Here is a 25,462-nt window from a genome sequence, read left to right on the forward strand (position 1 = left end):
GCGTAATGAATATTAACTCTTTACGCTCATTTAAATGGGTGAGCGGCGGACTTGCTTTATTTATACTGACAGTGCTCGTACTGCTGCCACTCCTGCTCATTTTTTGGACCAGTATCTATCCCAATGAGCAGCTGGATATAGCCGCGCCACTACGAACCATTATGGGTAGTCATGATCTGGTTGAGGTACTGCTGAATTCTATCGGGCTCGGGGTAAGCGTTATTCTACTAACTACGCTATTTGCACTACCTCTGGCCTGGATTATGGCTAAAACGGACTTAGGGCATCATAATTGGCTAGATGTTGTGCTACTAATCCCTTTTATGACTCCGCCATACATTGGTTCAATGGGTTGGATGTTATTTATGCAAACGGGTGGGTATATGGAACAGTTTCTGCCCGCTTCCTCCGTGCTGACTCCGTATTTCTTTAGTTATGGAGGGATGGTGCTGATCATGAGCCTGCATTTATTCCCCTTCCTGTATTTACTGCTGCGTAATGCGCTTTTGCAGATCGGAGGCAATCTGGAGGAAGCAGCCTCTGTTCATGGCGCTCCGTTCTTTTACAGATTTAAAAGAGTAATCATTCCCTTGCTATTATCCAGCTATGGGCTTGGAGCCCTTCTCATCTTCGTCAAAACGATTGCCGAATTTGGTACCCCTGCGACCTTTGGTCGTAGGATCGGCTTTTACGTTCTGACCTCTGAGATCCATAAGTATATCTCTAGTTGGCCAATAGATTTTGGAAAGGCTACTTCACTAGCTTCCTTGCTGCTCGGAGTTTGTCTCGTCATGTGGTACATCCAGACTCTAATTAGCAGCCGCTTTTCTTATCGCTTAATAGGCGGAAAAGGGACTCGTACCAAACGTTATAAAAGTACTGGAATTGTAGGGGTTCTTAGTTGGGGATATGTTGTTCTATTACTTCTAGCATCTATCGGCATTCCCTATTTCTCGATCATTACAGCCTCATTGTTGAAGCTGCGAGGGGAAGGCGTATCTTGGAGCAATTTAACCTTAAAACATTATGCAGAGCTGCTATCACCGGGTTCTCAAGGTCTTGAGGCCTTATTAAATAGCTTCACATTAGCCATCGTTGCTTCCAGTATCGCAGTTATTCTTGGGACTTGGTTTGCCTTAACTGTAGGAAAAGGAGCTACATTCAAGCAGATAATTACAGATCTATTCAGCCTACTTCCCAACACAGTTCCTGGAATTGTAATTGTAGTAGGGCTAATCCTGCTATGGAATGCTCGCTGGATGCCTATTCCGCTCTATAATACCTACTGGATGGTTGTGCTTACCTACGTTGTACTATTCATCCCCTACACTGTTCAGTATGTAAAAGCGAGCTATGGGCAGATCGATTCCTCCCTTATGCAAGCGGGACAAGTATTCGGAGGAAGCAAGCTTTATGTGTTCCGCCGTATCCTGCTCCCACTCATTCTACCGGGGATGGTGGCTGGATGGATGATGACCTTCACCATTTCCAATCGGGAACTGGTAGCCTCCTTACTCATTCTTCCACCTTCAATGCAGACATCGGCGACCTATATTTTTGCCCAGTTTGAACAAGGTGCTGTAGCGATGGGGATGGCCATGGCAGTAATCTCTGTCGGCGTTACCACTATATTACTACTAGTATTAGAATATTTAAGCCCAGATAGAAAGCGGAGACAACGATGAGCACACTAACGATTTGGGGAGGGGCCGGAGAGCATGGCCGTTCCTCCTATCTTTTGCAGAACAAAGATGGGCAATCTGGTATTCTACTCGATTGTGGTGTCAAAAAAGAAGGTCCAGGTGAATACCCCCTGCTTGATACAGACATCATCCCGCATTTGCAGGCAGTGTTTCTGTCCCATGCGCATGAGGATCATTCCATAGCACTTCCCCTACTATATAAGTATGGATATTCAGGTAAGGTATGGACAACGAAAGCTACCGTTAAACAGCTTCCCGATTATTTCGAAGCTTGGGATAAATATGTGGCTGCTCAGTCCGCATCACTGCCTTATGGAGAAATAGATAAGCAATCTATTCAGTTCATGTATTTGGAGGAGCATATCCCCCCTCAGACTTGGCTGAGGATTGCACCTAATCTTCGAGTACAATGGGGGCGAAGCGGACATTTAGCAGGTTCGGTTTGGCTGATCCTCGAATGGGACGGAACAGTCGTATTTTTCTCAGGGGATTATACGAAGGAGTCGCTGCTGCTCATGGCAGATTCACCTACGATTATGGAAGCCGGAGCTAAAGATGTCGTCGATCTATCCATTATCGATGCCGCATACGGCGCTGATCCTGATGAGCAGCTTATAAAGTTACAGCAATTAGAGTCAGCGATCTGTAACACTCTGCAAAATGGGGGTTCAATCCTCCTTCCGGTGCCTATCCATGGCAGAAGCCAGGAATTGATCGTATGGGCAAGCGAGTGTTTCCCGGATGATCAGCTGATCGTCGAAGAAGAGCTCATAGCACCTTTAAGAGGTTTGAGCGATAAGACCGAATGGCTGAAAGAGGGCGCTATTCAGCGCGTTGATATGCTTTTTAATAGAAAGAACTTGTGTATTATATCTAATTCAGAGGAACGAGCAAAGGCATTGTTGAATCTCAAGAGCTCAATCGTGTTTACCAATGATGGAATGATGCAGTCGGCAAAAGCACAAGAGTATTTTCATCAGCTCTCTGCTTCTCCTAAGAACCATGTGATTTTCACGGGACATTTGGCGGCAGGCAGTTTCGGGCACCGTCTCGTTAAACATTCTATGGTAGAAGAATCTAGCGACATGAGATGTACAATCTCACTCATTCGCTATAAGGTCCACCAAGGCTTACCGGATATTCGAGAAATGCTCCAAACGATTCCTAGCCGCCGGTCGGTGCTCGTTCATGCTCCCAAATCGCATATTGATCATGTCACTTCTATATTAGAAAGAGAAGGTTTTGCAGGGCTGTACTCTTTGCTGCCTGGAAGTACGCTTTCGTTCTGAAGCTTAACTATGTAATCTCGTAAAAAAAACAATGGGGCTCTTCCTTAGGTCTATGTAGACGTTTTGGAACAGCCCTTTTTAATGATTCGTACCGATTATCCATTTACTCTTTCGTCGTCCCCGGTCGATCCTTAAAAGCTAGCTCAAACAACCCCGTCGCAGATAAACCAGCCAACCCCCCAGCCCAAAGGCGAAGGACGATATCCAGTTCGGTAAAAGGATACGCTGCCGCTCCGATGAGCAAGCCTATTAATAGTCCGATAATTGGGACTGCATTACGCGGGATGTTGATACTATTTTTGACCAATTGAACCAGAGCCAGTACGAATACAGCTAATATAGAAGCAAACGCCATAACATCATCTAAAATCTCTCTAGTTTCCATGATAGATACCTCCTTAGTGAGTACTTTTAATCTCAACCGTTCGAGTGGCGGAATCATACCCCACCTGTGCACCTAGCGCTTCTGCAATAATACGAACGGGAACGTAGGTTATGCCTTTTTCAAGAACTCCATCTGTAACCTTAACCCCGTTAACTTTTACGACGGCAATAATATCACTCTTCAATTCTTCTTCCTCCTTCCGATTGATGACCTTATACGCTGACTCCACCGCAGATGTTGAGGGCTTTGCCCCTGCACGTAACTGAGTGAGCATTAAGCCAAATGCCATTTGAAAATGTGGGTAATCCTTAAAGCTAGTCCAATCACCACCCCATTCGAAGCCAAGTGCCTTGGCCTCTTTTACAACCTCCTGCCAATCTGCGATCTGGTTGTTATTCCCGTCCCGGCACATATCCCATGACACACTCGATCCATTTGGCAGCAAAAGAGCAAAATCTACGGCTAGTCCAAAATTGTGATAGCTATACCCGCCCCGTGCATTGGTAACAATCGCTCCCGGCTTAGTTCGTCCTTGTGCGTAAAGAGCATCCTGCTCGGCAATTGTGCGAAGTCCTTGGGTAATGAGAATGGGTATGTTGAGTTTGTAACAGCGCTCAATTAGCGCAGTGGCAGCGGAACGGACTACGGGATGTAGGCCTGTTAAGCGCAAGGCTGATTTATTTTTCACCTGCATTAGTGTCAGCATGATGATCCTCTTTTCTGTCTATCTTTTTCAGATAAATAAATTGGTCATATTTCCCCGAACGGGTCAATATTGCGAGTATGATGATCCCACCAGTTGTACCGAAATGGGCGATAGCCCAGCTATATTGCAGCCAAATTAGCCATGCTGCCGAGTCCATTCCTAGTAGAGCTACCAAACGGAATAGTAGAATGATTAACATATTGAATGTATAGGCCATTAAGAAAAAAAGCATAGCCAGCATAAACACGCTGACCACACCTTTTTTGAATCGTTCGTAAAAATATTGTCTGTGGCGATAAATGATGTATATTCCACAGGCTGCAGCAGTGCTATATAGCACCAATAATAAAAAATCAATCATGTGCATCATGATCCCCTCGATCATAAACTAAATATTTGGCGAATCGGTTACGATCAATCTCCTCCTGAATTTCCTGCGAGACATTTTTATAATGACTTATGGTCAGCGTAACGCTGGTAGAGGCTCTGCGGAGCTCCATCTCTTTATCAACATGCCGGGGGAGAAGCAGCCGCCGAATCCATTGTGACAGCATTCCTAACTCCCCCTGTCTTCCGTATGGTCAATCTTCAGTTTCTTTAAGACGTCCAGTGTCGGCTGCATAAACTCCGAGCGCTCCTTGTCCAGAATCGCTTGCAGACGATCCCGATCCTCCTCTGCACGATCCAGCAGTTCTCGCGGTACAAGGTTCCCTTTGACAATCGCACGCAATAATACCATGAGCACAATCATCAAAATAAACGCAACAATATAAGCCAGCCCATACTTATCCGCCAGCGGCAGCAGCTTCTCCAATTGCGCAATATCCCCCTCTTTCATTCGTCCGCTCCTTTCTGTAATGATGTTGATGCAAGATAGCCCCCGGCACCACCGAGGGCACAAAAAAACACGCTCCTGTGTGGGCGTGCTAGTTACTTAGCTGATGCTGCTTGCTCGGTCGTATTATTTTCAGCAAAATGAATATCTGATCGTTTCTGGATAATCTGATCCTTAACCAAAATATCATTATCCGGCTGCATGTTATAGGAAGAAATGATATCCTCTATCGGACCTTCCTTACGATCATAACGAGTGATGCAGGCATTGGTCATCAAGCGGATTTTAGCGGCTGTTAGTGAATCCATAGTCATGATTACAACTCAACTCCTTTCGGTTATATGCTGAGTAATTCAGCCATAATGACTTCGACGTCTTGTAGCCGATTCTGCAAAGCTGTATTCTCTGTGCGTAGTTGCTCAACCTCGCTTAACTCTGGCGGCTTGTTGGCTTCGGCTACTAGGTAGGCTTCCCATGCAGCTTCGAGTTCTGCTTCTGTTGGTTGTGGTGCATCTAGTTTCCAGGCGGCAATGTATGGGCCGCGCTCTACAAGGTCGTATTCTTCACCCTCGACCAATAGGTTATAGTCAATACCGTAACGGTAGTGAACGCCCTCCACCGGGTCCTCGTCCTCTTCTAGGGGCTTGATCTCATAGCGGACACGGCCTTTTTCTTCGGCTCCGGGTAGCAGTACTGGCTCCGGTCCGTTGTCCTGCACCATGTAATCCCGCATTGGTTCTGCATCAGGGTATAGATACATTATTGCTAGTGCTATATTCACTGTCATTCCCTCCTTAAGCTATTTTGGTTACTGTGAAGTGGTTTAATTCCCCGAAGCCCGTTGCTATTGTTGTTCCGGCGCTTGTTACATATGTGTACAATTCCACATAATGACCAGCCGCCAAGTATACGGCTGACGCGCCTTGAGTGAACATAGTTCCGGGATTGGAGTTAGGCGTGTAACTTCCAAGGTCCACCCCTCTGGAACCGTTTATGAATGCGGATAAGGTTAAATAAGTACCCACGGGCATTCCTGAAAAGCTGACCGCTCCCGCTATCAGGTATATGCCGCCTTGAGGTGCCACAAACCTGCTTGTGGAGACGTTATAGTTTCCTAAATTGTCCATATTTGAGTTAGGGAAACTTAGCTTTGTGAATGTCGTCGCCGAAACAGTTTGCGTACTCTGATTCCAAGCCCTGAACGCACTGCGGTTGCCCGTCGTATTATCTCCCCATGGGTTAAGAACTCCCGATGTTACACTTCCGCTGTTCTGATAGGCTATATCCTTGAGGGTTGAAGCGGTTGGATAAGTCCCGTTGTACGATAAAAGCCCACCTTCAGCGCCCATTAAAGCCACTTTATTAGCCGTTCCGTCCGTACTCCAAACCAAGAAATTTGAATTTTGCCCTGCATAGAATCCAACATATCTATTAGATGCCCGACATGCGTATGTGTAAACCTTAGATGAGTGCGCCACAAAACCGTGATATGTGACTGTGGCTGCTGTAGCTTGGCAGTAGTAAAACTCCACGGTAAGACAATTTTCAACCATGAATGCGTTTGTCGTTGTTGTTTGGGCGTTCAATCCAGAGATAGACACAACTACACCACAATTAATTATTCGCAACGACTGTATGTTATAGCTTGTACTGAGGGCGCTAATTCCGTTGTTAATATATATTTTACCCGCTCCGCTGAAACCACCCATATTTAACGTTTCAGCATATGTTCCGGATGCGATATTGATATACACTGCATGATTTACAACCGACGGAATCGAACTAATAGCTTTACCAATGGTTTTAAACGCCCCTGCCGCTGTATTGGCAAGACCGTTATTACTATCATTACCATCTGTACGGACATAGTAGGTAATGTCTGCGGAAGTAGCCAAGGGGACAATATACTCTCCCTCACCCGGTACAGTTAGGTTTAGCTGTCCCGCTGCATTTACACCAAATAATTTCTCTTTCAGCACATTAAGCGTGTTCCTGAAAGAGAAACGAATAAGTCGAGATGGAGAATTTGCATTGATATAGAGAGGGTCCATAGAAATATCACCGATCATTGTACCACCACCTGCTGGCAGCTTATTATTTAATTGCCACTGAATCCCACTAGTCACCCCATCCAAATACCCAAACTCTGCGTTTGAGACCACGCCTGTCCCAATCTTCGAAGCATCAATCCCAGCCGCAGCATTAACGTCTGCATTCACAATCACTCCAGCCGCAATAGCCGTAACTCCATCACCAGTACTAGTGACATCCCCTGTGTGATTAGGATGCAAATAATTATTCGCTCCCGTAGCAACACCCGCCAGCTTAGTTTTCTCAGCTGCGGTGTAATCGTTAGTCGACAGCTGTTTCCCAGTAACTTTATCAACCTTGCCATTAACGGCATTATCCAAGATATCCATATTCCCGTTCAGATCTGCGATATCAACAATGTCTGTTCCCTCGGGCTTCTTTAACCCCAAATTACCTGTCGTTTGCATGTGTCACTCTCCTATCTATAAGTTCTTAATTCGTTCCATGTTTTACTCTGAGCATTCTCCCAGGTCAAAGCCTTAACGGAGTCCCACCACGTATAGCTGAACACAAATTCATAAGCCAAATGTGCAGGTTTAATCTCTTCGATGATTTGAATCAACCCTGCCATATTGGGAGGAATACCCAGCGTACTTACAAAATGAATCTCAAAACGATACTCATCAGGCACTTCCTTAACTTCAACCACTCCACCTGAAAAAGCGGACGCTGTCCGCTGGATCATCTCTGGCGTTGTCGTCCCGTTTCCACGCAGCTTCGCTTTAATCATCTCTCGGCGTGTAGCATATGACTTAGATGAATCGATATTTAGTCCAAGCTCAGCCTCCCAACGTCCAAGGCTCACTGTTGCCGTTTCAACAAACGCCTGATCCAATACATCTACAGTGCCAGCTTTCAGCCCACCAATTTCAAGCCCAAGGGTCTCCTGAAGCTTCTCCATTTCGCGAACATCCTTATAATAATCCGGCAAATACTGCATTAAATCAGGCGCCTCAATTTCTCCCGGATGGTTCGAATCTTCATCTGCGGAATACAATAATTCACTGAATAGAGAGTTGCCATAGCTCATCTCCTACACCCCCTTCAGTTGATTCCAGGTTAGGGGGCCTTTGGGCAAATAATCATGTGTATGCGCCGCTGGAGGAAACACTGCTGGTTTACCCGCTACCCCCGCCCAAGCTACACTATCCGCTTGTTGCGCGAAATCCACCTTACCATTGTTATTCGTATCGTAAATACTTTTCAGCATGTCCCCGGTACTTTGTGCCGCAACTAGCAAGACATTCCCAGCAGCAGAACCGATATATAGCTTCCCACTGTCTGTACAATAGCCAAGCTCACCAATAGCCAGTGCTCCAATCGCACTTTCCAAGCCGCGGCGTATTTGAATCAATGTTTTTAGAGCCATTGTCCCGCCCCCTAGAATGTTCCGCCATCAATACTGGCTACGGTAAGTTTATTGCCATTCGCAGCATCATAAATGATGCTACTTCCATCCACACTTACAGCTACACCGGCTCCATCTACAGTGATCCCTTTTCCAGCTGTAACCGCAATCGCGTCTGCAGTAACCGTGATCCCATTGCCTGCACCAATATTCAGCGTCACAGCATCGGCCTGACCACCACCAATCAGTCCGTTTCCAGCTGTAATGGTCTGTAATGCACCACCCGTACGAACCCATGCGCTGCCATTCCAGCTATAAATCTTCTGCTCATCATCGACGTAAGCGGTCCAGCCGACGGCAGGAACATAAAATACCCAAGCAGCAGATTGGTACTCCACGATTTGATTCGTTTTCCCCGCCCATACCCCGGTTGCTCCAGCTGGAATAATGTATCGATCACCCTCAACCGGACTGGCTGGTGGACCCAGCAGGTTCTGATCTTTTACCGACGCTTGCGGTTCGATGTTATGCTTGGCCAGCTCAATTTCATTTTTAATCTTCTGCGCTGACCACAAGTCTGTAATCGTAGTTCCAGCATCATTGATCACCCGGTGCTTGGTCACATCGTCAATATGAGTCTTAATCTCAGCCGCGGTCTTTGCGTTCGTGCCATCTGATACTTTATTGATATGCCCCGCACTAATATCCGCTTTAAGCACCTTCGCATAGGTTGCTCCATCAGCGATATCATCAATTGTACCTGTCAGATCGCTAAGCTTCTGCGCATTCACCCGCCGCCAAGCTGCCCCATCATCAAAATATAAATATCCGCTATTCGAACCTGTAGTCACGTAATACAAACGGCCAACGGATCCTGCAACCGGACGCGAGGCTTCTGGCCCGGACAACGCCCTTCCGACTATGGAGTTAGACGTGCCGTCACCAATATAAACTTCCTTAGTATCACTGCAAAAACCAAGCTCACCCGCCTTCAACACGCCATAACTCGTTAGCTCAGCCTTTGTTCCCCGCTTTATTTGTATAGTCTGTGCCATTTTACACCTCTCTTCTGAATGATCCTCCGTCAATCTGACCCTTGCTCTTATAACGCTCTATTTCAGTTTGAACAGCAGTAAGACTTTCCTGCAAACCGTTAATATCCTCTGCTTCAACGGTATCCCCGGGGGTTTCGTAAGTCACATAAACCTCGGGCACATCGGCAAAAATCTTAATCAACCGCCGCCATGGCGCTTCATCCGGAAAAGACACCGTAAAATTACGTAGCTCGATCCCGGAATACTGTGACCCTGTGTACACCGCGATGGTCTGATTATTGATGTTGTCATGCGCAAGCGCACCACTATACATGCCATTTACAAGCGGTAATCTCTCTTCAATAACATAGCTGCCACCATTTGCTTTTTTATTAAGCTTTTCTTGAAAAATATCAACTTTCTCCGGATAACCCATGCTACACCTCCAGTAAAACATTACCGAACAAAGGTATTTCTTCTTCGTTCAACATTACGTTGCCCGCTCCACCGTTCAGCTTCAGTTCACTGTAATCCGCAACTCCCTCAGTAGCTAGCAATAGTGCACCGATTACAGACTGGCTAATATAGGTTGCTGAAAAAGCCTTCTCTTTGCGATAGCTCTCAAGAATCGCCTTAAATTCTTCATTTACAGCTTGCAGCGCATAACCTGAAGCAATGGTTACTTTTGCGCTTACACTAATACTTTTGCCCTTCGCCGACGCCACAGTTACAACAGCACCTACGGGGGCTTGCCCCTCACCCGCTCCAGAGACCGGATCAATGTAATGCTGAACCTTAGTCACCAATAACTCAGAAGCAGGTTTTTTCTCAGCGTCCACAACAATCACCTTCACCGTCTTAGGACCGTTCCATAACGGAAAAACACGTGCACCTCCCACCCCAACAACCTGCATCGCCCACTCCATATAGTGATATTTATTGCCGCTAGTAGCTGGGCGTCTGGCTGAATCCAAATAACGCTGGCGTAGCGATTCATCACTTTCGGCGTTCTCCCCAGGGATCAGAAGAGAAGCTATTTCTCCGCGCGCAAGGTCTGAAATATAATCCACTGGCAGCAAAGAACCAAAATATCGGTTTCCTTCTTCTCCAGCGGTTTCACTCTCTAACCGATACACTCCAGGAGATAGCTTCTCCACAGCCATATAATTCAGCATATCGAGTGAGAAGCGGCTACCGAGAGGAACATCCACAAATCCCCCATCCGCTTTATAAAAAATTCCTTTTAGCTGCGCCTTGCTCGCTTCACGCCTTACAATTCCTGACCAGGATATACTTCGCTCCAAGTACTCTCCGGTCGCCGTATCTGCAAAATACAGATTATTATTCACATCCAGCTCAATGTACATCTGCGCGAGCTCTGCTGCTGCCGGAGCGAGCGCGTCATAAATAATGCTGCCCTCGCGTTTATCCAGACCTGACGGAACCCGGTCCAGCATCCGCTCTAAAAGAGCCTCATACGTCTGATCCTCATACATCCTCATTCCACTCCTTTCTCAGCTGAAAATTTCCGTAACGTGTGACCACCTTGCAGTCAAAAGTTAAGTTTTCTCCGGTAAAAGAAACCTCAATATTTTCTAAGCTAAGGATTCGTTCATCCTGAAGTAAGGCCTCATTAATGACACGTCTGATTTCAGCTCTGACCAACAGCCGATCCTTACCCAGAACCAGCTGCCACTCTGTTCCGTAATCCGAACTGTAAATCAGATGTTCAAATCTATCGGTTCGCAGAATTTTGGCCGCTGCCTGCTGTACTGCCTCAATTCCATCCGCTTGCCCAGTGATCCTTTTTCTGTCCCAATCCATTCGATAGGTTAGACTGGGGCTTTCCCCACGCTCAAGGTTAACCTCACCTTCAAGAAGGGCAGTTATCGGTCCAGCTTTTCCAATCGCAGGAATCATATCGGACTCACCAGCCGATCCAGAACAATATAGCTTTGTCCACCCTGCATCCGAACCATCAGAACCCGATCACCAGAGGCAAGTCCTCGACGTACTACCACTTCTCTTCCCTCTAGCTCGACTTTACATTCCATTACCGATTCAGGCAGCACTAGCGCATTCCCCGATAAAGTAAAACGTTGATCCACCTGGATCTGCAAAGGAGCTGCCTCCGTTACCGTCCCATAAGAAAAAGCCACGGGATTTGTATTTCCCACGGCTCCTAAGCTTGCTTTTTTTATAATATCCAACATCATTTCTACACCACCTTTATATCGAGGGACATCGTATGCTCCCCACCGGAAATCTTATGACTGCATTGATCCACCAGAAACACCTGAGTCTTGAATTCATCAAGCAGGACATAAATGAAATTACCAGCCCTTACGCGCATATCACCAATCGCCTGTACGGAGAGACTAAGCTTTTCACGGTTGTGCATTTTTAGCAGATTATTTGCCTTCTCCTGAATTTGTGCAGCATTCGCTTTGTCATCGGCCTTCTGATACAAGTGCAGGATACCCCAGCGTTTCACATTATCCTTATCGCTAACCGGAAAGAAATCACGCTTACCAGACTTCTCGTTATCCTTGTATAGAAAAATGGTGTTGTACGTATCATCATCAATACTTTTTTTGAGCGAATAGTCGTACAGATACTGCCCCGCTCCCAGCACCAGATTAAGCAGCATAGACTCCGGTTTACGAAGCGTCAGCTTACCAAAGTCATCGTAAAAAGCCATCAGCCGCCCCTTATACTGAAGCTCACTGCCGATCGCTCCCATAATGATGTCCAGCAGCTTTTTGTCATCTTCAATTAATGAGGGAATTCGGTACTCTGTATTCTCCAGCACACCTGTCTTCAGGCCGTAGTCCTTGGTTATTTTAGTAATAACATCGCTAGCCGTGACATCCTGCAAAACATAACTACCATTGCCTAGTAAATAACGAATCTGATCATAAGCAGTCAGCTTAATCTCCTGATCCGAGCCTGTATCAATGCTGAACACAAACCCGTAGAATACATCCACATTATCTTTGCTGAACTGAATAATATCACCGTTGCTGATGCTAAACTTGGGATGCTGATAGATACCACTGTCCACAAGTGTTAACTCTAGCGTTGATGGTTTGCCTGAACGAGCAGTTTTCCATGTAATATCGGAGACGATACCTGAAATATCCCATAAATGTCCTTCCTTATTCTTTACAAGTAGCTCCATAACAGCCTCCTACGGTAGCTTAATGACCTTACCGATTGGAAGCTTCCTCAGCTCACTATCTTTAATGCCATTAAGTTTCTGGATTTCTCCACACCTTTTGCCATCTCCAAGAATTTCTTTAGCGATTTTCCATAGATTGTCTTTAGATTTCATGATATACGTTTTAGGTTTGGGCTTTTCATTAGCCCGCTTCTGTTCTACCTTCACTTCATCTTTGACAACCTTAACTGCTACCGCTTGATAGAATACATACTTTTTGAGAGATAAAGAATATTCAATATCCCCTGATGTACCCGCACTGAGCTTCCAAGAGAAACCTTCAATACTCATAGCCATGTTCACACCGAAATCAATTTCTATGGATTTATCCTCACTAGTCGATGATTCCTTTAACCATTTCTGAGGGTTGTTTAGCTTCCCATCAGCTTTTTTCAAGTCATCAGCATAACTCACCCCAGAGAATACAAAACGAATAGGTCTGCGACTAGTCATCCACTTCTTAATCAGCTCCACATATTCAAAAGGTCTCTTCAACCCGTCTTCTTGCACCAATACGAACGGATACTTTTGTGCCGGAAAAATACTTTCAATTGTAATCTCCGTAAGCTTCGGATAAGCAATCGTATTGATTTCACCCAAATCTATAATGGTATAGCTTTTTCCATCCCCGCTCTCTTTGATCTCTAAGGTCTCCGGGTTGACTGGTAGCCGGAATGCTTCCGCCTGATTATTAAAACCAAGAAAAATCCCGTACTCTTCCACGTTACGTATACACCCCCTGCGCTGTAGAGACAAACTCTTCGTTCAGCTTTTGCCCGATCTTGTTGATAATCGTATCAATGTCTCCAGCATTGTTGATATTTCCAGTTGTTACCTGCACCGTCGGCGTCAGCTGCACAAAATTCTGGATCGCCTGAATCTCCGCCAGCTCCCTCAGCATTTTCAGATCATCGCTAGAGATGTCTACAGTGTCGTTGATGGAGTCGAGTTGCTTCACGCGGTTTACGGTGTTTAGATTACCTGGAGTTCCTGCATTTTGAAAAGAACCCGTAGCTGAAGGTGTATTCATCGTAGGAACTACTGGAATTTCAGGTACGGTAGGCGTTTGCAAAGGTTTTGACAAATCCCCTGAATGGGTAGTATTCCACTGATTTAATGTGGTGTTATTACTCTTATTTCCACCTACATTTAATTTTTCTTTAAACTTATTGATATCAAAATTCTGGATTTTTTCTGCCCCTGAATTAAAAGAAGCTCCAATGTCCATTTGCAAATCCTTTTTGAATTGACTGCTATCAACCTCTTCAATATGAAGATTGATCTCCGACTCTATACCAATAAATTTGCCAACAGCTCCAACTACTTTATTTATACTATCTAGCAAAAAGTTCACAGCGCCAATAATACCATTAACAAATCCGGTCCAAAGATCGATAACAAAGCCCACAAATTCTGCAACGAGCTGTCCCAGTCCCCTGAACATATTCGCCAAAAAGTCCCTCACAGGCTGAAGGGCTGCCACAATCCCTAAAAATGCTACTATAAGTGCAACTATAAGCCCTATTACAAGTGCAATTGGATTAGCACTCATCACAGCGTTGAAAATGCCTTGGGCTGCGGTAGCAATTCCGGTAGCAATAGATGAAATTCTAGTTGCAATTGTTGAGGCATTCATCGCGATTGCTAAGGCAATAACTCCAGCAACAACACCCAAAACAATCGGCAAAACAACAGGGTTGCTAAGAACACTCCAGAGATACAATGCACCTTGTACGACCTGCGAGAATACTTGTGCAAGTATCGACAGTCCAATCGCTATCCCATCGATAATTGGCTGAAAGCTTCCATCTGAAAATGCCTGGTTAAGAATGCCTAATAGTGGTGACAATGCCGCAAGAGCACCTTCTCCCATACCAGCCAGAGAGTTGTTATAGTTTCCAAGAAGAGCTTGCCATTGATTAACGGGTGAATCCATCATGGTTTGTAGCGAATCACTCGTCATCCCTGACGTTGTCATAATATCTCCCAAAGTACTCAAAAAGGCTTCCATATTGCCCGTTCCGGCCACTAGATCAAGTCCACCCAGATCCTCTTTATCCACCTGAAGCATGGATGCTAAATCACTAGAATCCCCCTCAAAAGCAGAAGTAATCGCCGATGAAGTATCACCAATATCTTTACCCTCCGGAGACATCATGCTTAGCCTTGTGGAATAATCCATAAGCTTATCTAGCTGATCCGTATTTTGAGTTTTAGGATAAAACGACAAGACACTTTCCATGGACTTGTTTACATCCTGCCCGGTATCTAGTGCCCTCTTCTTGAACTTATCAAACATTGCCACACCAACATCAGCATTTCCGGTTTTCGCTTTAAAAAGATCCTCCCATTTTTGCTGTTCAGCTGCAGGCGCAAGCACCTTTTCCATAACTCCTTTAACTTTTTCCAGCACACCTTTGGCTTTCCCAAAAGCACCGGTGATCTTTTCCCATGTACCCGCCTGCTGCTCAGCACCTGCTGCTCCTTGTTCTGCCGCATCGTTCAGTCTCTCCTGAGCCTGTACTGCGCCTCCAATAGAAGCTTGAATCCTGGTATAAGCTGCACTGTAATTGTTAGTGATGTTGTACACGGGCTTATTGACTATTTTCATACTGATTCGGTTTAAAGTTGCGGAAAAGGAATTTGAAATATTTGCAGAAACCTGAGTTGTAATTTGATTGGTTATATCATTAATCCATTGATTGGAGACTTGCTGGATTCCAGCTATATTGTTTTGCATACCTGCCATTCATTCACCCCCTATCTCTTCCTCGCCTTACTCCGTGCCTGATCCCGCTTCTCCTTCTCCACACGAACAGCAATCATCGCATAAATTGCGGCACGTTCGCGCGAAGACAGCTTCATCAGCTCATGCGGTAAAATATGAAGCTCGTGGAGGGCGTAGTAAGCTAAGTTCGCTTCACTGTCGCCCTCGTTGATTAGTTTTTTACTTCATCCACCAGCTCGTTCATATCTGTACCGAAGCCATTCAAGGCCTGTACCCGTTCACCCAGTGCCGCGAATTCACCTGGAAGCAGCATTTTACGCAGCAGCGTTTCGGCACCAAGAACGCCATAAGAACGCTGTAGCTCAGCATTTTTCAGATCTGGATGCACTACACTTGAGGTCATAAGCTTAGCCATATAATCATTCGGTTCAATCTCGGAGGTATATACTCCGTTCTTACCTTTGACCTTACGAGTAGCTGCTTTACGGCATTCCTGATTCTCATCCTCGTTCATACTGCGTAGCTTCCAGGCAACTGCGTTCCCTTCCTTATCCTTAAAACGCTGCGATACCACAAACTCCTCGGTCGTGTCACATGCTACATTTTGCGCAAAAAACAAACTTAATTCACTCATTGTCTTCCTCCTAAAATGATTTAGTTTCTTCTAGTACTACTAACTAGACAGAGAAGAGACCCGCCGCTCACCTGCACGCCCGGGCCTTACTTGCTCCTATCTAGTTGTCTTTATTAGTTTCCGGAGCCGGCCGGAGCGCCAAAAGCTTGCACAATCTGCACGTCTTCAAAGGTAAAGCTCACTTCTTCTTCCAGCGCATCTGATTCTGTATCAAGAGAAGCCATGATGACACTGTCAAGGTTCACTCCTTTTAAAATAATGCGTTGTGCTCCCACACTGGACGATGGGTCTTCATTCGTAACCTCAATATCGAAATATTGATCGACACCTGTATTCATATAATCGAGCATCATCTGGCGGAAACGGCTAGTCATATAAAAAATCGTCATCGAACCGCTGCCCGACCATCCAGTCGCTTTATGCTGAACACCACGGCGGCCTAGAGTCTTCACCTCTGCCTTTGTTTTTTCTACCGTAGCTTCAAGCGTCTTCACATAGAACATCTCTTCAGCTTGCGTACCAATCACGGCATACGCACGGCCCTCCTGGCCGGAAATCGTATCACTAGCTTTTAAAAATGCCATCTTAAACCACCTTCACTTTCATATATACTTTTTCTACGGAATCTACCGGTTTCACAGCCACATCCAGCACGATACTATCACTATCCGCACCAGCCACAACGACAACATCTGTCTGCGCGTTAAAGCCCTCAATCGCACCCATATCCTGCAGATCATTCATATAAGTCGCACATTGTGACCAGAACAGAGCCCGTCCATCTTCATTATTCGCTACCTTACCAATGTAGTAGTTCTCAAAAATACGCTTCAGATCATTCGCAATCCCATCCAGCACGCGTAGCACACGATTTTTGGAGAACGCTTTGCCTTTATCCGGAGAAAATGCCGTAAACGTGTTAATATCTTGCTCCACCACAGCTCGCCCTCCACTGTAAGTAAAGAGCAATTCACCTCGCAGCAAAGCTGCAGTCGTCTCAGAATGGCTAAGCCGCACATCAGCGTCAACGGAGTCGTCATATCCCTGATAAGTCAGCGATTGATTCACCGCAGCAGCAGCCGTAGCACCGGCCACCCAAGCAACAGCATTGTTATTATCAATCATAGTTCCGTCACTCAGTACTACCCCATTCTTCACGCTGATCACACCCTCATGACCCGCAGTAGCATAATCCGATAGTACAGCCTGCACCTTCTTACCTTCCGTATCCCGTAGTCGTCTTACCCAAGAGCTATACAGCGCCTTAAGCGTACTATCCTGCGATACTAGTCCAACCGTTTGGAACTCAAGCACCTCAAGAGCAGACAAGAAATCGCTGTGCGCACCATTTGTCACCGTACCATTAGCTCCGCCAATAAGCGGCATCCCTGCGGTTAGCTTCAAGCCTTCTGCGCCATTTTTCTGGAATTGTACATAATCGTTAGCGACCAACTCTTCAGCCGTTCCAACCGTTTGCTTATTCAGTTCAGTTCCATTCAGCAGTGTCTTCACATCAAAAAGAGCATTATTCTCAATATTCTTTTCAATAACAACAGAAAGATCGTTTCCGCGTACACCGCCGTATTTAGCCGTAACCTGTAGACCATTGTTAGTGACCGCCGCTTTAACCCCTTCATTCAATCGATAGAGCAGTAATGTTCCCGCACGTTTCAGCGCTTCGCGTACTGGCAGCAATGTTAGATGTTCCAAACCATAACCTAGCAGCTTATTCACGTCGTCCTGCGGGGTAATCTCCATGATCACTCCAGGTTCTCCCCAAGATAAGGCAAGTGCCAAAGCAGTAATCCCGCGTTCTCCCATTTTGCCGATGGCACCTTGATTCGATGCTACATTTACGTACACCCCTGGGCGCACTTTGTTTTGAGTTGTCCATGTTCCGCCTGCCATTAGTTCAAAACCTCCTTATTCATAAACAATCCCATAGATTGCTTCGCTTCTTCGATCGTATAACTTTTGTCATCCTGCAAAATAACGTTCAGCACATCCTTTTCCTTAACCGTAAAAAGCGATGAATTCACAATCTGCTCTTTACCAAAACGTTCTCCATTACTCACCTTTGTGCTCATTTCAGTCTTTCTCCTCCTATCATTTGTCCCATCTTAATGGGGTCAGGCTTCTCACTTTGCAAATACACCATATAGTCCGTTATAAAAAGCGGCCCATGCCCCTCTACCCCAGCTTCCCAGGCTTGCCTAGCTACACGAAAGGAGCCACCCTCTTGCTCCATCCCTGCCATTGCCTCACTCAGCTTATCTGCCATTCTCTCAGCTTCCAGCAGACTGCCTTGTTCATAACGGATACCGAAGCGATAGACCGCTAAATATCGGCCTTCCCGCTGCCGATCCAGAGTCGCTGAGATCAGTCCGGGATAAAAATAAGCCGTCTGAGGTTTCTCCCCCTCCACATATACAGGCACATCTGGAAAGTACCTCTCCAGCGCACTCGTAATGTGTTCTCGTAATTGTTGTACCGACATCACTCCATTCCTTTCTGATCTGCGGCGGATCGCCGATCTTTGATGGTGTTAACCTTCAATTGCATTAACATTAAGAAGACACCCCCTCTACTAAAATTAAGAACAAAAAGGATACTATCCGATGTTGGATAATACCCTTCTACACTAGGCCAATGCCAAAAGAATCTTTCACCGCTAGATTTGTTCTCATCACCACTAGGGTTGAACTATTAGCAGAGCATTCATGCTCTTGCGGTGTTCTTTTTGCTTCATTTGCCATGTTATAAATATACACCCCTATTTGCCTTGCAGAGAGGGTATACCGACGAGGTTTAAGCTAGCTTTGGGATGGTATAGAGCGGTTTTTCGGAGGAATATAAAATCATAAAAAAAAGACCGCATCATCCGCTCGGACGACACAGTCTTTAGTAACCGTCTATATCTCTTAAGTAATACTAATCTTCTCTTTCTTCACTCTAGGTGCTGTTATTAAAGTGTTAAGGGACAGTAGACCGAGATCCGTTAAAGCCAAAGCCATCTTATAAAAAGCCTTCGAGCGTATCTTCACGTAAGTATCCTTACTTACCGGTGGATCAAACACATGATTGTAAATCGTATAATCGTACGTTTCGTCTCTTTTCATATAACGCTCTCTTACTAATTGCTGTTCCCTCGTATCGAGTCTTTCTACCACAGAGTCTATCGCCGAGCAAAAAGCCCTTCTGGCAGCCGGTATATCCACATTATAAGAAGCTATCGCAGCAGTCTGATCAGTAACAGTATTCGTAGGACCATGAAATCTTTCTGTATACGAATAAGTAGTACTGGCTTCCTTAGCCTCAAATGTAACGGTCTTAAAAATACGGTATTTCTCCAACATGCTCTCTATAGCGACCTGGGTTCGGCGACGGTCTAGCTCCGGTAAAGCAGATAAGTTCATCATTTTATGCACTCCTTTAGGTTTTAACAGAATGAGATTAAATTGCGGAAGTTTCCTAAGCAATGTGCTAAAATATAAAAGTGTTCGTATTCTGTTCGTATTTTTCTATAATATACCACTTCTCTACCAATCTCGTAAAACCCCGTTTGAGTCTGTTTTGGGCGAAAAAGAATAGCTTTCCCTCCATTATCTTGCCTTTTGGCAATAATATACGCTTTGTTGTTTACCAATTGGCAAAAATGACTTATATTAATAACATAAGCTTCAGTCTATAAGGAGTGGTTGAGATGAAACAGGATTTTGGGGATTATATGAAGCAACTTCGCGAAACTAAGGGACTTACTATTAATCAATTGGCAGCAGCAGCAGGTATTAGCGGATCACAGATTTCACGGATTGAAAATGGTCTAAGAGGTGTTCCTAAGCCAACTACATTACGCAAAATAGCAGAGGCTACAGGAGTCCCGTACGAGGAGCTAATGGATCAAGCGGGGTATTTGCAGGAACAGGCTCTTCCAAGCGAAGAGATTGTCCCAGAGTGGGCTACAAGCAAGGATAAACGTGACTTCCGTAAAATGCTGGAGGATGATGGAGAGCTGATGTTTGATGGGATTCCACTAGACAAGGATGACAAACAGAGGATAAAAGATGTACTGACCGGCTTATTCTGGGAAGCCAAACAGATGAACAAGAGAAAGAAATCCAACAACACTTAATAACTACACTAACATGCTGCAGGTGAAGAATATGGATGAACTGATCAATAATCTGATTAAAAAATATAAAACCAACTGTCCGTTCGAGCTGGCCTCAGCGCTAGGTATTCATATTCGCTTCATGAACCTTGGGACAGGCACAAAGGGATTATATTACCGAAAATTAAGAAGAAGATTTATCGTCATTCATAATGAGTTGCCAGTTGAGTGGCAGCGCTTCGTTTGTGCGCATGAATTAGGACATGATCGTCTTCATAAGGGGATTAACCGCTTTTTTCTAGAGGAAAGCTCCTACTTCTCTCCTGGGAAGCTTGAACGTCAAGCTAATGTCTTTGCTGTAAAGCTACTATCCACAGGCAGTAATCCTGAGCAAGAAGAGTCATGGAAAAGTTATTACCTACGGATTGGTATTCCACCAGAAGTACAATTTCTTTTGGAAGAATGATAGAACATATGTTATATGATTTATGCGTGTTTTAATTCTATACATAACAAAAAAAGCTCTTACCGAAGTAAGAGCTTTTGAGCAGCGATTAAGCTGAGTATCGGGATGACACGATTTGAACATGCGACCCCCTGGTCCCAAACCAGGTGCTCTACCAAGCTGAGCTACATCCCGTTACTATAAAATTATGGAGCGGGTGATGGGAATCGAACCCACGCTATCAGCTTGGAAGGCTGAAGTTCTACCATTGAACTACACCCGCAAAGGTGAAAATCGGGATGACACGATTTGAACATGCGACCCCCTGGTCCCAAACCAGGTGCTCTACCAAGCTGAGCTACATCCCGTTAAAATATTATGATTGCTTAATAAAAAAATGGCGCGCCCTGAGAGATTCGAACTCCCGGCCTTTTGATTCGTAGTCAAACGCTCTATCCAGCTGAGCTAAGGGCGCAAAAATTATGGAGCGGACGACGGGAATCGAACCCGCGACCCTCGCCTTGGCAAGGCGATGCTCTACCGCTGAGCCACGTCCGCAATAAGTGGTGCGCGTGAAGGGACTTGAACCCCCACGTCGTGAAACGCCAGATCCTAAGTCTGGTGCGTCTGCCATTCCGCCACACGCGCATATAATAATAAAAGTGAGCCATGAAGGACTCGAACCTTCGACACCCTGATTAAAAGTCAGGTGCTCTACCAACTGAGCTAATGGCTCGCACTTGGCTGGGGATATAGGATTCGAACCTATGAGTGACGGAGTCAAAGTCCGTTGCCTTACCACTTGGCTAATCCCCATTGATGGTACCTCTATGTTGCCCATAATCTCTCAGGAAGATTATGGTGGAGGCTGAGGGGATCGAACCCCCGACCCTCTGCTTGTAAGGCAGATGCTCTCCCAGCTGAGCTAAGCCTCCATATCTATGGGACCCTCTAAGGGTAAGTACAAGTAAAAGTTGGTGACCCGTATGGGATTCGAACCCATGTTACCTCCGTGAAAGGGAGGTGTCTTAACCCCTTGACCAACGGGCCTTGCAAATCTGTGGAGCTCTCAACCGGATTCGAACCGGTGACCTCTTCCTTACCATGGAAGCACTCTACCTGCTGAGCTATGAGAGCATGGCTCCCCGAACAGGACTCGAACCTGTGACAACTCGATTAACAGTCGAGTGCTCTACCAACTGAGCTATCAGGGAATATCCGCTTGGCAACGTCCTACTCTCCCAGGACCCTTCGGTCCAAGTACCATCGGCGCTGGAGGGCTTAACGGTCGTGTTCGGGATGGGTACGCGTGGAACCCCTCCGCTATCGCCACCAAACGGGCATTTACATCGTAAATGCTCAGGCTTGATGCCTGAAAACTGAATCCGAATTGAATTTGCGTTCTAAGTATAGGATAAGCCCTCGACCGATTAGTATTGGTCAGCTCCATGCATTACTGCACTTCCACCTCCAACCTATCTACCTCGTCGTCTTCAAGGGGTCTTACTAATTGGGAAATCTCATCTTGAGGGGGGCTTCACGCTTAGATGCTTTCAGCGCTTATCCCGTCCGTACGTAGCTACCCAGCCATGCTTCTGGCGAAACAACTGGTGCACCAGCGGTACGTCCATCCCGGTCCTCTCGTACTAAGGACAGCTCCTCTCAAATTTCCTGCGCCCACGACAGATAGGGACCGAACTGTCTCACGACGTTCTGAACCCAGCTCGCGTACCGCTTTAATGGGCGAACAGCCCAACCCTTGGGACCTACTTCAGCCCCAGGATGCGATGAGCCGACATCGAGGTGCCAAACCTCCCCGTCGATGTGGACTCTTGGGGGAGATAAGCCTGTTATCCCCAGGGTAGCTTTTATCCGTTGAGCGATGGCCCTTCCATGCGGTACCACCGGATCACTAAGTCCGACTTTCGTCCCTGCTCGACTTGTAGGTCTCGCAGTCAAGCTCCCTTATGCCTTTGCACTCTTCGAATGATTTCCAACCATTCTGAGGGAACCTTGGAACGCCTCCGTTACTCTTTAGGAGGCGACCGCCCCAGTCAAACTGCCCGCCTGACACGGTCCCCGTACCCGATTAGGGTACTAGGTTAGAACCTAGATACGATCAGGGTGGTATCCCAACGGCGCCTCCACCGAAGCTTGCGCTCCGATTTCTACGGCTCCCACCTATCCTGTACAGATCGTACCCAAATTCAATATCAAGCTGCAGTAAAGCTCCATGGGGTCTTTCCGTCTTGTCGCGGGTAACCTGCATCTTCACAGGTATTAAAATTTCACCGGATCTCTCGTTGAGACAGCGCCCAAGTCGTTACGCCATTCGTGCGGGTCAGAATTTACCTGACAAGGAATTTCGCTACCTTAGGACCGTTATAGTTACGGCCGCCGTTTACTGGGGCTTCGGTTCATAGCTTCGGGTTACCCCTAACCACTCCCCTTAACCTTCCAGCACCGGGCAGGCGTCAGCCCGTATACTTCGCCTTGCGGCTTCGCACAGACCTGTGTTTTTGCTAAACAGTCGCTTGGGCCTTTTCACTGCGGCCCCCTCGTGCTATTCACACTACCGGGGCACCCCTTCTCCCGAAGTTACGGGGTCATTTTGCCGAGTTCCTTAACGAGAGTTCTTCCGCGCGCCTTAGAATTCTCTTCTCGCCTACCTGTGTCGGTTTGCGGTACGGGCACCTTCTCCTGGCTAGAGGCTTTTCTTGGCAGTGTGAGATCATGACCTTCGCTACTGTAATTTTCGCTCCCCATCACAGCCCAGCCTTAACGATGTGCGGATTTGCCTACACATCAGCCTCACTGCTTAGACGGACATATCCATCAGTCCGCGTCACTACCCTCCTGCGTCACCCCATCGCTCATAGCGGATTACGGTGGTACAGTAATTTCAAACTGTTGTCCTTCGACTACGCCTTTCGGCCTCGCCTTAGGTCCCGACTTACCCTGAGCGGACGAGCCTTCCTCAGGAAACCTTGGGCTTTCGGCGGATCAGATTCTCACTGATCTTTTCGTTACTCATACCGGCATTCTCACTTGTATGCTGTCCAGCGCTCCTTACGGTACACCTTCAACCCACATACAACGCTCCCCTACCCCAGATACATACGTATCTAGCCATAGCTTCGGTGGTGTGTTTAGCCCCGTTACATTTTCGGCGCAGAGTCACTCGACCAGTGAGCTATTACGCACTCTTTCAATGGTGGCTGCTTCTAAGCCAACATCCTGGTTGTCTGTGCAACTCCACATCCTTTCCCACTTAACACACACTTGGGGACCTTAGCTGATGGTCTGGGCTGTTTCCCTTTTGACAATGGATCTTAGCACTCACTGTCTGACTCCCGGCAATAAGTATATGGCATTCGGAGTTTGACTGAGCTTGGTAATCCTTGCGGACCCCGCACCCAATCAGTGCTCTACCTCCACTACTCTTATACCGAGGCTAGCCCTAAAGCTATTTCGGGGAGAACCAGCTATCTCCGAGTTCGATTGGAATTTCTCCGCTACCCCCACCTCATCCCCGCATTTTTCAACATGCGTGGGTTCGGGCCTCCAGTGCGTGTTACCGCACCTTCACCCTGGACAGGGGTAGATCACACGGTTTCGGGTCTACGTCCACATACTAAATCGCCCTATTCAGACTCGCTTTCGCTGCGGCTCCGTCTTCTCGACTTAACCTTGCATGTTAAACGTAACTCGCCGGTTCATTCTACAAAAGGCACGCCATCACCCATTAATAGGGCTCTGACTTTTTGTAAGCACACGGTTTCAGGTTCTATTTCACTCCCCTTCCGGGGTGCTTTTCACCTTTCCCTCACGGTACTGTTTCACTATCGGTCGCCAGGTAGTATTTAGCCTTAGCAGATGGTCCTGCTGGATTCATACGGGGTTTCACGTGCCCCGCACTACTCGGGATCCGTCTCGGAGAGAACACAGTTTAGGCTACAGGGCTTTTACCTCTATCGCGGGCCTTTCCAGACCTCTTCACCTACCATATTCCTTTGTAACTCCATGTGAGACGTCCCACAACCCCTAAGAGCAAGCTCTTAGGTTTAGGCTGTTCCGCGTTCGCTCGCCGCTACTGACGGAATCACTATTGTTTTCTCTTCCTCAGGGTACTTAGATGTTTCAGTTCCCCTGGTCTGCCTCTACATCTCCTATGTGTTCAGAGATGAGTAACTGCGAATTACCACAGCTGGGTTTCCCCATTCGGACACCCCCGGATCAAAGCTTGCTTACAGCTCCCCGAGGCAGTTTCGTTGTTCGCCACGTCCTTCGTCGGCTCCTGGCGCCTAGGCATCCTCCGTGTGCTCTTATTAGCTTAACCTTGATTTTTCCGCAGGAAAATATCATACAATGACATTTCTTTTGGAATCATCTCACTAATAACATTTACTTGTTTACACAAGTTGCTAAAAGATGTTCTAAAACGCAAATTCGTTTCGGTATCCAGTTTTCAAGGATCAATGTTTAAAGAAGGTATTGAATTAAAACTTATGGTGGAGCCAAGCGGGATCGAACCGCTGACCTCCTGCTTGCAAGGCAGGCGCTCTCCCAGCTGAGCTATGGCCCCATAAAAGATATAAAGTTATATGGTGGGCCTTGGTGGACTCGAACCACCGACCTCACCCTTATCAGAGGTGCGCTCTAACCAACTGAGCTAAAAGCCCATATAACATATATAACATTGTGAATCAACCAAAGAATGGTTGTCCGCTTGGCGGCGTCCTACTCTCCCAGGACCCTTCGGTCCAAGTACCATCGGCGCTGGAGGGCTTAACGGTCGTGTTCGGGATGGGTACGTGTGGAACCCCTCCGCTATCGCCACCAAACGTATATGAAAGAGACTTACTCTTTCAAAACTGAACACGAGTGAGTGTTCGAACCCGAAGGTTCTATAATGGAAGTTTAACTTCCGATT

Annotated in this window: 28 protein-coding genes, 14 tRNA genes and 3 rRNA genes; 4 read left to right on the plus strand and 41 right to left on the minus strand. The window is 46.4% G+C overall.

All coding sequences use genetic code 11. The annotated features are described in order from the left end of the window. The first annotated feature begins 5 nt into the window (after nucleotides 1-5). Nucleotides 6-1,685, plus strand: a complete 1,680-nt coding sequence (locus MKX41_RS21350; protein WP_340972992.1) for an ABC transporter permease — start codon at nucleotides 6-8, stop codon at nucleotides 1,683-1,685. After that, nucleotides 1,682-2,992, plus strand: a complete 1,311-nt coding sequence (locus MKX41_RS21355) for an MBL fold metallo-hydrolase (RefSeq protein ID WP_340972994.1) — start codon at nucleotides 1,682-1,684, stop codon at nucleotides 2,990-2,992. Before MKX41_RS21350 ends, MKX41_RS21355 begins: the two co-directional genes overlap by 4 nt. A gap of 103 nt (nucleotides 2,993-3,095) precedes the next feature. On the opposite strand, the gene MKX41_RS21360 is transcribed toward MKX41_RS21355, so the two are convergent. The 24 genes from MKX41_RS21360 to MKX41_RS21475 form a co-directional block, all read right to left on the minus strand. Continuing rightward, on the minus strand, nucleotides 3,096-3,377 hold the full coding sequence (locus MKX41_RS21360; RefSeq protein ID WP_094876686.1) for a holin: 282 nt from the start codon (nucleotides 3,375-3,377) through the stop codon (nucleotides 3,096-3,098). A 13-nt stretch (nucleotides 3,378-3,390) separates the two neighbouring features. Continuing rightward, nucleotides 3,391-4,083, minus strand: coding sequence for a M15 family metallopeptidase (locus MKX41_RS21365; RefSeq protein ID WP_340972997.1), 693 nt, complete (start codon nucleotides 4,081-4,083; stop codon nucleotides 3,391-3,393). Then, nucleotides 4,055-4,444: a hypothetical protein gene (locus MKX41_RS21370; RefSeq protein ID WP_340972999.1), complete on the minus strand. Its 390-nt coding sequence runs from the start codon at nucleotides 4,442-4,444 to the stop codon at nucleotides 4,055-4,057. The genes MKX41_RS21365 and MKX41_RS21370 overlap by 29 nt, the downstream gene beginning before the upstream one ends. Then, nucleotides 4,437-4,637, minus strand: a complete 201-nt coding sequence (locus tag MKX41_RS21375; RefSeq protein ID WP_036681274.1) for a hypothetical protein — start codon at nucleotides 4,635-4,637, stop codon at nucleotides 4,437-4,439. Before MKX41_RS21375 ends, MKX41_RS21370 begins: the two co-directional genes overlap by 8 nt. Before the next feature lie 2 nt (nucleotides 4,638-4,639). Beyond that, nucleotides 4,640-4,921 carry a hypothetical protein gene (locus MKX41_RS21380; RefSeq protein WP_076301001.1) on the minus strand — a complete coding sequence of 94 codons (282 nt, stop codon included), beginning with the start codon at nucleotides 4,919-4,921 and terminating at the stop codon, nucleotides 4,640-4,642. 92 nt (nucleotides 4,922-5,013) lie between these two features. Beyond that, nucleotides 5,014-5,232: a hypothetical protein gene (locus MKX41_RS21385; RefSeq protein WP_339267381.1), complete on the minus strand. Its 219-nt coding sequence runs from the start codon at nucleotides 5,230-5,232 to the stop codon at nucleotides 5,014-5,016. A 23-nt stretch (nucleotides 5,233-5,255) separates the two neighbouring features. Further along, entirely contained in the window at nucleotides 5,256-5,699 is a 444-nt protein-coding gene (locus tag MKX41_RS21390) for an XkdW family protein (RefSeq protein ID WP_340973003.1), read from the minus strand. 13 nt (nucleotides 5,700-5,712) lie between these two features. After that, nucleotides 5,713-7,416: a hypothetical protein gene (locus tag MKX41_RS21395; protein ID WP_340973005.1), complete on the minus strand. Its 1,704-nt coding sequence runs from the start codon at nucleotides 7,414-7,416 to the stop codon at nucleotides 5,713-5,715. A gap of 11 nt (nucleotides 7,417-7,427) precedes the next feature. Continuing rightward, nucleotides 7,428-8,039, minus strand: a complete 612-nt coding sequence (locus MKX41_RS21400; protein ID WP_340973007.1) for a putative phage tail protein — start codon at nucleotides 8,037-8,039, stop codon at nucleotides 7,428-7,430. Nucleotides 8,040-8,042: 3 nt separating this feature from the next. Further along, nucleotides 8,043-8,378, minus strand: coding sequence for a hyaluronate lyase N-terminal domain-containing protein (locus MKX41_RS21405; protein ID WP_076300996.1), 336 nt, complete (start codon nucleotides 8,376-8,378; stop codon nucleotides 8,043-8,045). An 11-nt stretch (nucleotides 8,379-8,389) separates the two neighbouring features. Beyond that, nucleotides 8,390-9,412, minus strand: coding sequence for a DUF2793 domain-containing protein (locus tag MKX41_RS21410; RefSeq protein ID WP_340973009.1), 1,023 nt, complete (start codon nucleotides 9,410-9,412; stop codon nucleotides 8,390-8,392). 1 nt (nucleotide 9,413) lies between these two features. Further along, nucleotides 9,414-9,827 carry a hypothetical protein gene (locus MKX41_RS21415; RefSeq protein ID WP_042192112.1) on the minus strand — a complete coding sequence of 138 codons (414 nt, stop codon included), beginning with the start codon at nucleotides 9,825-9,827 and terminating at the stop codon, nucleotides 9,414-9,416. A gap of 1 nt (nucleotide 9,828) precedes the next feature. Continuing rightward, a complete protein-coding gene (locus MKX41_RS21420; RefSeq protein WP_340973012.1) occupies nucleotides 9,829-10,887 on the minus strand; it encodes a baseplate J/gp47 family protein in 1,059 nt (352 codons plus the stop codon). After that, the gene (locus tag MKX41_RS21425; protein WP_340973013.1) at nucleotides 10,880-11,311 is read right to left on the minus strand and encodes a DUF2634 domain-containing protein; all 432 of its coding nucleotides are present in this window, start codon (nucleotides 11,309-11,311) and stop codon (nucleotides 10,880-10,882) included. Before MKX41_RS21425 ends, MKX41_RS21420 begins: the two co-directional genes overlap by 8 nt. Further along, a complete protein-coding gene (locus tag MKX41_RS21430; protein ID WP_340975020.1) occupies nucleotides 11,308-11,604 on the minus strand; it encodes a DUF2577 domain-containing protein in 297 nt (98 codons plus the stop codon). The genes MKX41_RS21425 and MKX41_RS21430 overlap by 4 nt, the downstream gene beginning before the upstream one ends. A gap of 5 nt (nucleotides 11,605-11,609) precedes the next feature. Continuing rightward, nucleotides 11,610-12,572 carry an XkdQ/YqbQ family protein gene (locus MKX41_RS21435; RefSeq protein ID WP_339243621.1) on the minus strand — a complete coding sequence of 321 codons (963 nt, stop codon included), beginning with the start codon at nucleotides 12,570-12,572 and terminating at the stop codon, nucleotides 11,610-11,612. 9 nt (nucleotides 12,573-12,581) lie between these two features. Beyond that, nucleotides 12,582-13,334, minus strand: a complete 753-nt coding sequence (locus tag MKX41_RS21440; protein ID WP_076300990.1) for a LysM peptidoglycan-binding domain-containing protein — start codon at nucleotides 13,332-13,334, stop codon at nucleotides 12,582-12,584. Nucleotide 13,335: 1 nt separating this feature from the next. After that, nucleotides 13,336-15,360 (minus strand): hypothetical protein, encoded by a 2,025-nt coding sequence (locus MKX41_RS21445; protein ID WP_340973016.1) that lies wholly within the window; start codon nucleotides 15,358-15,360, stop codon nucleotides 13,336-13,338. Between the two features lie 190 nt (nucleotides 15,361-15,550). Next, nucleotides 15,551-15,973, minus strand: coding sequence for a phage tail assembly chaperone (locus MKX41_RS21450; RefSeq protein WP_042131197.1), 423 nt, complete (start codon nucleotides 15,971-15,973; stop codon nucleotides 15,551-15,553). A 113-nt stretch (nucleotides 15,974-16,086) separates the two neighbouring features. Next, nucleotides 16,087-16,557: a phage tail tube protein gene (locus tag MKX41_RS21455; RefSeq protein WP_042192125.1), complete on the minus strand. Its 471-nt coding sequence runs from the start codon at nucleotides 16,555-16,557 to the stop codon at nucleotides 16,087-16,089. A gap of 1 nt (nucleotide 16,558) precedes the next feature. Further along, on the minus strand, nucleotides 16,559-17,881 hold the full coding sequence (locus tag MKX41_RS21460) for a phage tail sheath family protein (protein ID WP_340973019.1): 1,323 nt from the start codon (nucleotides 17,879-17,881) through the stop codon (nucleotides 16,559-16,561). After that, a complete protein-coding gene (locus MKX41_RS21465) occupies nucleotides 17,881-18,060 on the minus strand; it encodes a hypothetical protein (RefSeq protein WP_340973020.1) in 180 nt (59 codons plus the stop codon). Before MKX41_RS21465 ends, MKX41_RS21460 begins: the two co-directional genes overlap by 1 nt. Further along, nucleotides 18,057-18,470 carry a phage tail terminator family protein gene (locus MKX41_RS21470; RefSeq protein WP_340973021.1) on the minus strand — a complete coding sequence of 138 codons (414 nt, stop codon included), beginning with the start codon at nucleotides 18,468-18,470 and terminating at the stop codon, nucleotides 18,057-18,059. The genes MKX41_RS21465 and MKX41_RS21470 overlap by 4 nt, the downstream gene beginning before the upstream one ends. Before the next feature lie 424 nt (nucleotides 18,471-18,894). Next, nucleotides 18,895-19,389: an ArpU family phage packaging/lysis transcriptional regulator gene (locus MKX41_RS21475; RefSeq protein WP_042194591.1), complete on the minus strand. Its 495-nt coding sequence runs from the start codon at nucleotides 19,387-19,389 to the stop codon at nucleotides 18,895-18,897. Between the two features lie 287 nt (nucleotides 19,390-19,676). Here MKX41_RS21475 and MKX41_RS21480 point away from each other — a divergent pair, with 287 nt between their 5' ends. Both MKX41_RS21480 and MKX41_RS21485 read left to right on the plus strand, forming a co-directional pair. Then, a complete protein-coding gene (locus tag MKX41_RS21480; RefSeq protein WP_042192135.1) occupies nucleotides 19,677-20,105 on the plus strand; it encodes a helix-turn-helix domain-containing protein in 429 nt (142 codons plus the stop codon). A 31-nt stretch (nucleotides 20,106-20,136) separates the two neighbouring features. Beyond that, entirely contained in the window at nucleotides 20,137-20,550 is a 414-nt protein-coding gene (locus tag MKX41_RS21485; protein ID WP_042132516.1) for an ImmA/IrrE family metallo-endopeptidase, read from the plus strand. 100 nt (nucleotides 20,551-20,650) lie between these two features. On the opposite strand, the gene MKX41_RS21490 is transcribed toward MKX41_RS21485, so the two are convergent. From MKX41_RS21490 to rrf (MKX41_RS21570), 17 genes are all read right to left on the minus strand, one after another. Next, nucleotides 20,651-20,724 (minus strand) — tRNA-Pro (locus tag MKX41_RS21490). Nucleotides 20,725-20,738: 14 nt separating this feature from the next. Further along, a tRNA-Gly gene (locus tag MKX41_RS21495) sits at nucleotides 20,739-20,812 on the minus strand. 11 nt (nucleotides 20,813-20,823) lie between these two features. Continuing rightward, nucleotides 20,824-20,897 (minus strand) — tRNA-Pro (locus MKX41_RS21500). Between the two features lie 30 nt (nucleotides 20,898-20,927). After that, nucleotides 20,928-21,004: transfer RNA gene (locus MKX41_RS21505), tRNA-Arg, on the minus strand. An 8-nt stretch (nucleotides 21,005-21,012) separates the two neighbouring features. Beyond that, nucleotides 21,013-21,087 (minus strand) — tRNA-Gly (locus tag MKX41_RS21510). Between the two features lie 6 nt (nucleotides 21,088-21,093). Further along, nucleotides 21,094-21,177, minus strand: a tRNA-Leu gene (locus tag MKX41_RS21515). 15 nt (nucleotides 21,178-21,192) lie between these two features. After that, nucleotides 21,193-21,265, minus strand: a tRNA-Lys gene (locus MKX41_RS21520). 5 nt (nucleotides 21,266-21,270) lie between these two features. Beyond that, nucleotides 21,271-21,345: transfer RNA gene (locus MKX41_RS21525), tRNA-Gln, on the minus strand. 43 nt (nucleotides 21,346-21,388) lie between these two features. After that, nucleotides 21,389-21,464 (minus strand) — tRNA-Val (locus MKX41_RS21530). Between the two features lie 40 nt (nucleotides 21,465-21,504). After that, nucleotides 21,505-21,579, minus strand: a tRNA-Glu gene (locus tag MKX41_RS21535). 11 nt (nucleotides 21,580-21,590) lie between these two features. Continuing rightward, nucleotides 21,591-21,666: transfer RNA gene (locus MKX41_RS21540), tRNA-Thr, on the minus strand. A 1-nt stretch (nucleotide 21,667) separates the two neighbouring features. Next, nucleotides 21,668-21,743: transfer RNA gene (locus MKX41_RS21545), tRNA-Asn, on the minus strand. A 6-nt stretch (nucleotides 21,744-21,749) separates the two neighbouring features. Beyond that, nucleotides 21,750-21,866: ribosomal RNA gene (gene rrf, locus MKX41_RS21550) — 5S ribosomal RNA — on the minus strand. 73 nt (nucleotides 21,867-21,939) lie between these two features. Then, nucleotides 21,940-24,868: ribosomal RNA gene (locus MKX41_RS21555) — 23S ribosomal RNA — on the minus strand. A 170-nt stretch (nucleotides 24,869-25,038) separates the two neighbouring features. Then, nucleotides 25,039-25,114: transfer RNA gene (locus MKX41_RS21560), tRNA-Ala, on the minus strand. A gap of 20 nt (nucleotides 25,115-25,134) precedes the next feature. After that, nucleotides 25,135-25,211, minus strand: a tRNA-Ile gene (locus MKX41_RS21565). A 45-nt stretch (nucleotides 25,212-25,256) separates the two neighbouring features. After that, nucleotides 25,257-25,373, minus strand: a 5S ribosomal RNA gene (rrf, locus tag MKX41_RS21570). Nucleotides 25,374-25,462: the final 89 nt, after the last annotated feature.

This window comes from Paenibacillus sp. FSL R5-0475 (genome assembly GCF_038004585.1).
In the GTDB taxonomy this organism is placed as follows: Bacteria; Bacillota; Bacilli; order Paenibacillales; family Paenibacillaceae; genus Paenibacillus_AQ.

Excerpts from the sequence above, each read along its gene's own strand:
- MKX41_RS21405 (WP_076300996.1), bottom strand. The coding sequence starts at position 8,378 with ATGGCTCTAAAAACATTGATTCAAATACGCCGCGGCTTGGAAAGTGCG.
- MKX41_RS21465 (WP_340973020.1), bottom strand. The coding sequence starts at position 18,060 with ATGAGCACAAAGGTGAGTAATGGAGAACGTTTTGGTAAAGAGCAGATT.
- MKX41_RS21350 (WP_340972992.1), top strand. The coding sequence starts at position 6 with ATGAATATTAACTCTTTACGCTCATTTAAATGGGTGAGCGGCGGACTT.
- MKX41_RS21355 (WP_340972994.1), top strand. The coding sequence starts at position 1,682 with ATGAGCACACTAACGATTTGGGGAGGGGCCGGAGAGCATGGCCGTTCC.
- MKX41_RS21475 (WP_042194591.1), bottom strand. The coding sequence starts at position 19,389 with ATGAACTTATCTGCTTTACCGGAGCTAGACCGTCGCCGAACCCAGGTC.
- MKX41_RS21425 (WP_340973013.1), bottom strand. The coding sequence starts at position 11,311 with ATGATTCCTGCGATTGGAAAAGCTGGACCGATAACTGCCCTTCTTGAA.
- MKX41_RS21450 (WP_042131197.1), bottom strand. The coding sequence starts at position 15,973 with ATGAGTGAATTAAGTTTGTTTTTTGCGCAAAATGTAGCATGTGACACG.
- MKX41_RS21445 (WP_340973016.1), bottom strand. The coding sequence starts at position 15,360 with ATGGCAGGTATGCAAAACAATATAGCTGGAATCCAGCAAGTCTCCAAT.
- MKX41_RS21455 (WP_042192125.1), bottom strand. The coding sequence starts at position 16,557 with ATGGCATTTTTAAAAGCTAGTGATACGATTTCCGGCCAGGAGGGCCGT.
- MKX41_RS21400 (WP_340973007.1), bottom strand. The coding sequence starts at position 8,039 with ATGAGCTATGGCAACTCTCTATTCAGTGAATTATTGTATTCCGCAGAT.
- MKX41_RS21470 (WP_340973021.1), bottom strand. The coding sequence starts at position 18,470 with ATGTCGGTACAACAATTACGAGAACACATTACGAGTGCGCTGGAGAGG.
- MKX41_RS21365 (WP_340972997.1), bottom strand. The coding sequence starts at position 4,083 with ATGCTGACACTAATGCAGGTGAAAAATAAATCAGCCTTGCGCTTAACA.
- MKX41_RS21430 (WP_340975020.1), bottom strand. The coding sequence starts at position 11,604 with ATGTTGGATATTATAAAAAAAGCAAGCTTAGGAGCCGTGGGAAATACA.
- MKX41_RS21380 (WP_076301001.1), bottom strand. The coding sequence starts at position 4,921 with ATGAAAGAGGGGGATATTGCGCAATTGGAGAAGCTGCTGCCGCTGGCG.
- MKX41_RS21370 (WP_340972999.1), bottom strand. The coding sequence starts at position 4,444 with ATGATTGATTTTTTATTATTGGTGCTATATAGCACTGCTGCAGCCTGT.
- MKX41_RS21375 (WP_036681274.1), bottom strand. The coding sequence starts at position 4,637 with ATGCTGTCACAATGGATTCGGCGGCTGCTTCTCCCCCGGCATGTTGAT.
- MKX41_RS21415 (WP_042192112.1), bottom strand. The coding sequence starts at position 9,827 with ATGGGTTATCCGGAGAAAGTTGATATTTTTCAAGAAAAGCTTAATAAA.
- MKX41_RS21480 (WP_042192135.1), top strand. The coding sequence starts at position 19,677 with ATGAAACAGGATTTTGGGGATTATATGAAGCAACTTCGCGAAACTAAG.
- MKX41_RS21460 (WP_340973019.1), bottom strand. The coding sequence starts at position 17,881 with ATGGCAGGCGGAACATGGACAACTCAAAACAAAGTGCGCCCAGGGGTG.
- MKX41_RS21410 (WP_340973009.1), bottom strand. The coding sequence starts at position 9,412 with ATGGCACAGACTATACAAATAAAGCGGGGAACAAAGGCTGAGCTAACG.
- MKX41_RS21385 (WP_339267381.1), bottom strand. The coding sequence starts at position 5,232 with ATGACTATGGATTCACTAACAGCCGCTAAAATCCGCTTGATGACCAAT.
- MKX41_RS21360 (WP_094876686.1), bottom strand. The coding sequence starts at position 3,377 with ATGGAAACTAGAGAGATTTTAGATGATGTTATGGCGTTTGCTTCTATA.
- MKX41_RS21485 (WP_042132516.1), top strand. The coding sequence starts at position 20,137 with ATGGATGAACTGATCAATAATCTGATTAAAAAATATAAAACCAACTGT.
- MKX41_RS21420 (WP_340973012.1), bottom strand. The coding sequence starts at position 10,887 with ATGTATGAGGATCAGACGTATGAGGCTCTTTTAGAGCGGATGCTGGAC.
- MKX41_RS21435 (WP_339243621.1), bottom strand. The coding sequence starts at position 12,572 with ATGGAGCTACTTGTAAAGAATAAGGAAGGACATTTATGGGATATTTCA.
- MKX41_RS21395 (WP_340973005.1), bottom strand. The coding sequence starts at position 7,416 with ATGCAAACGACAGGTAATTTGGGGTTAAAGAAGCCCGAGGGAACAGAC.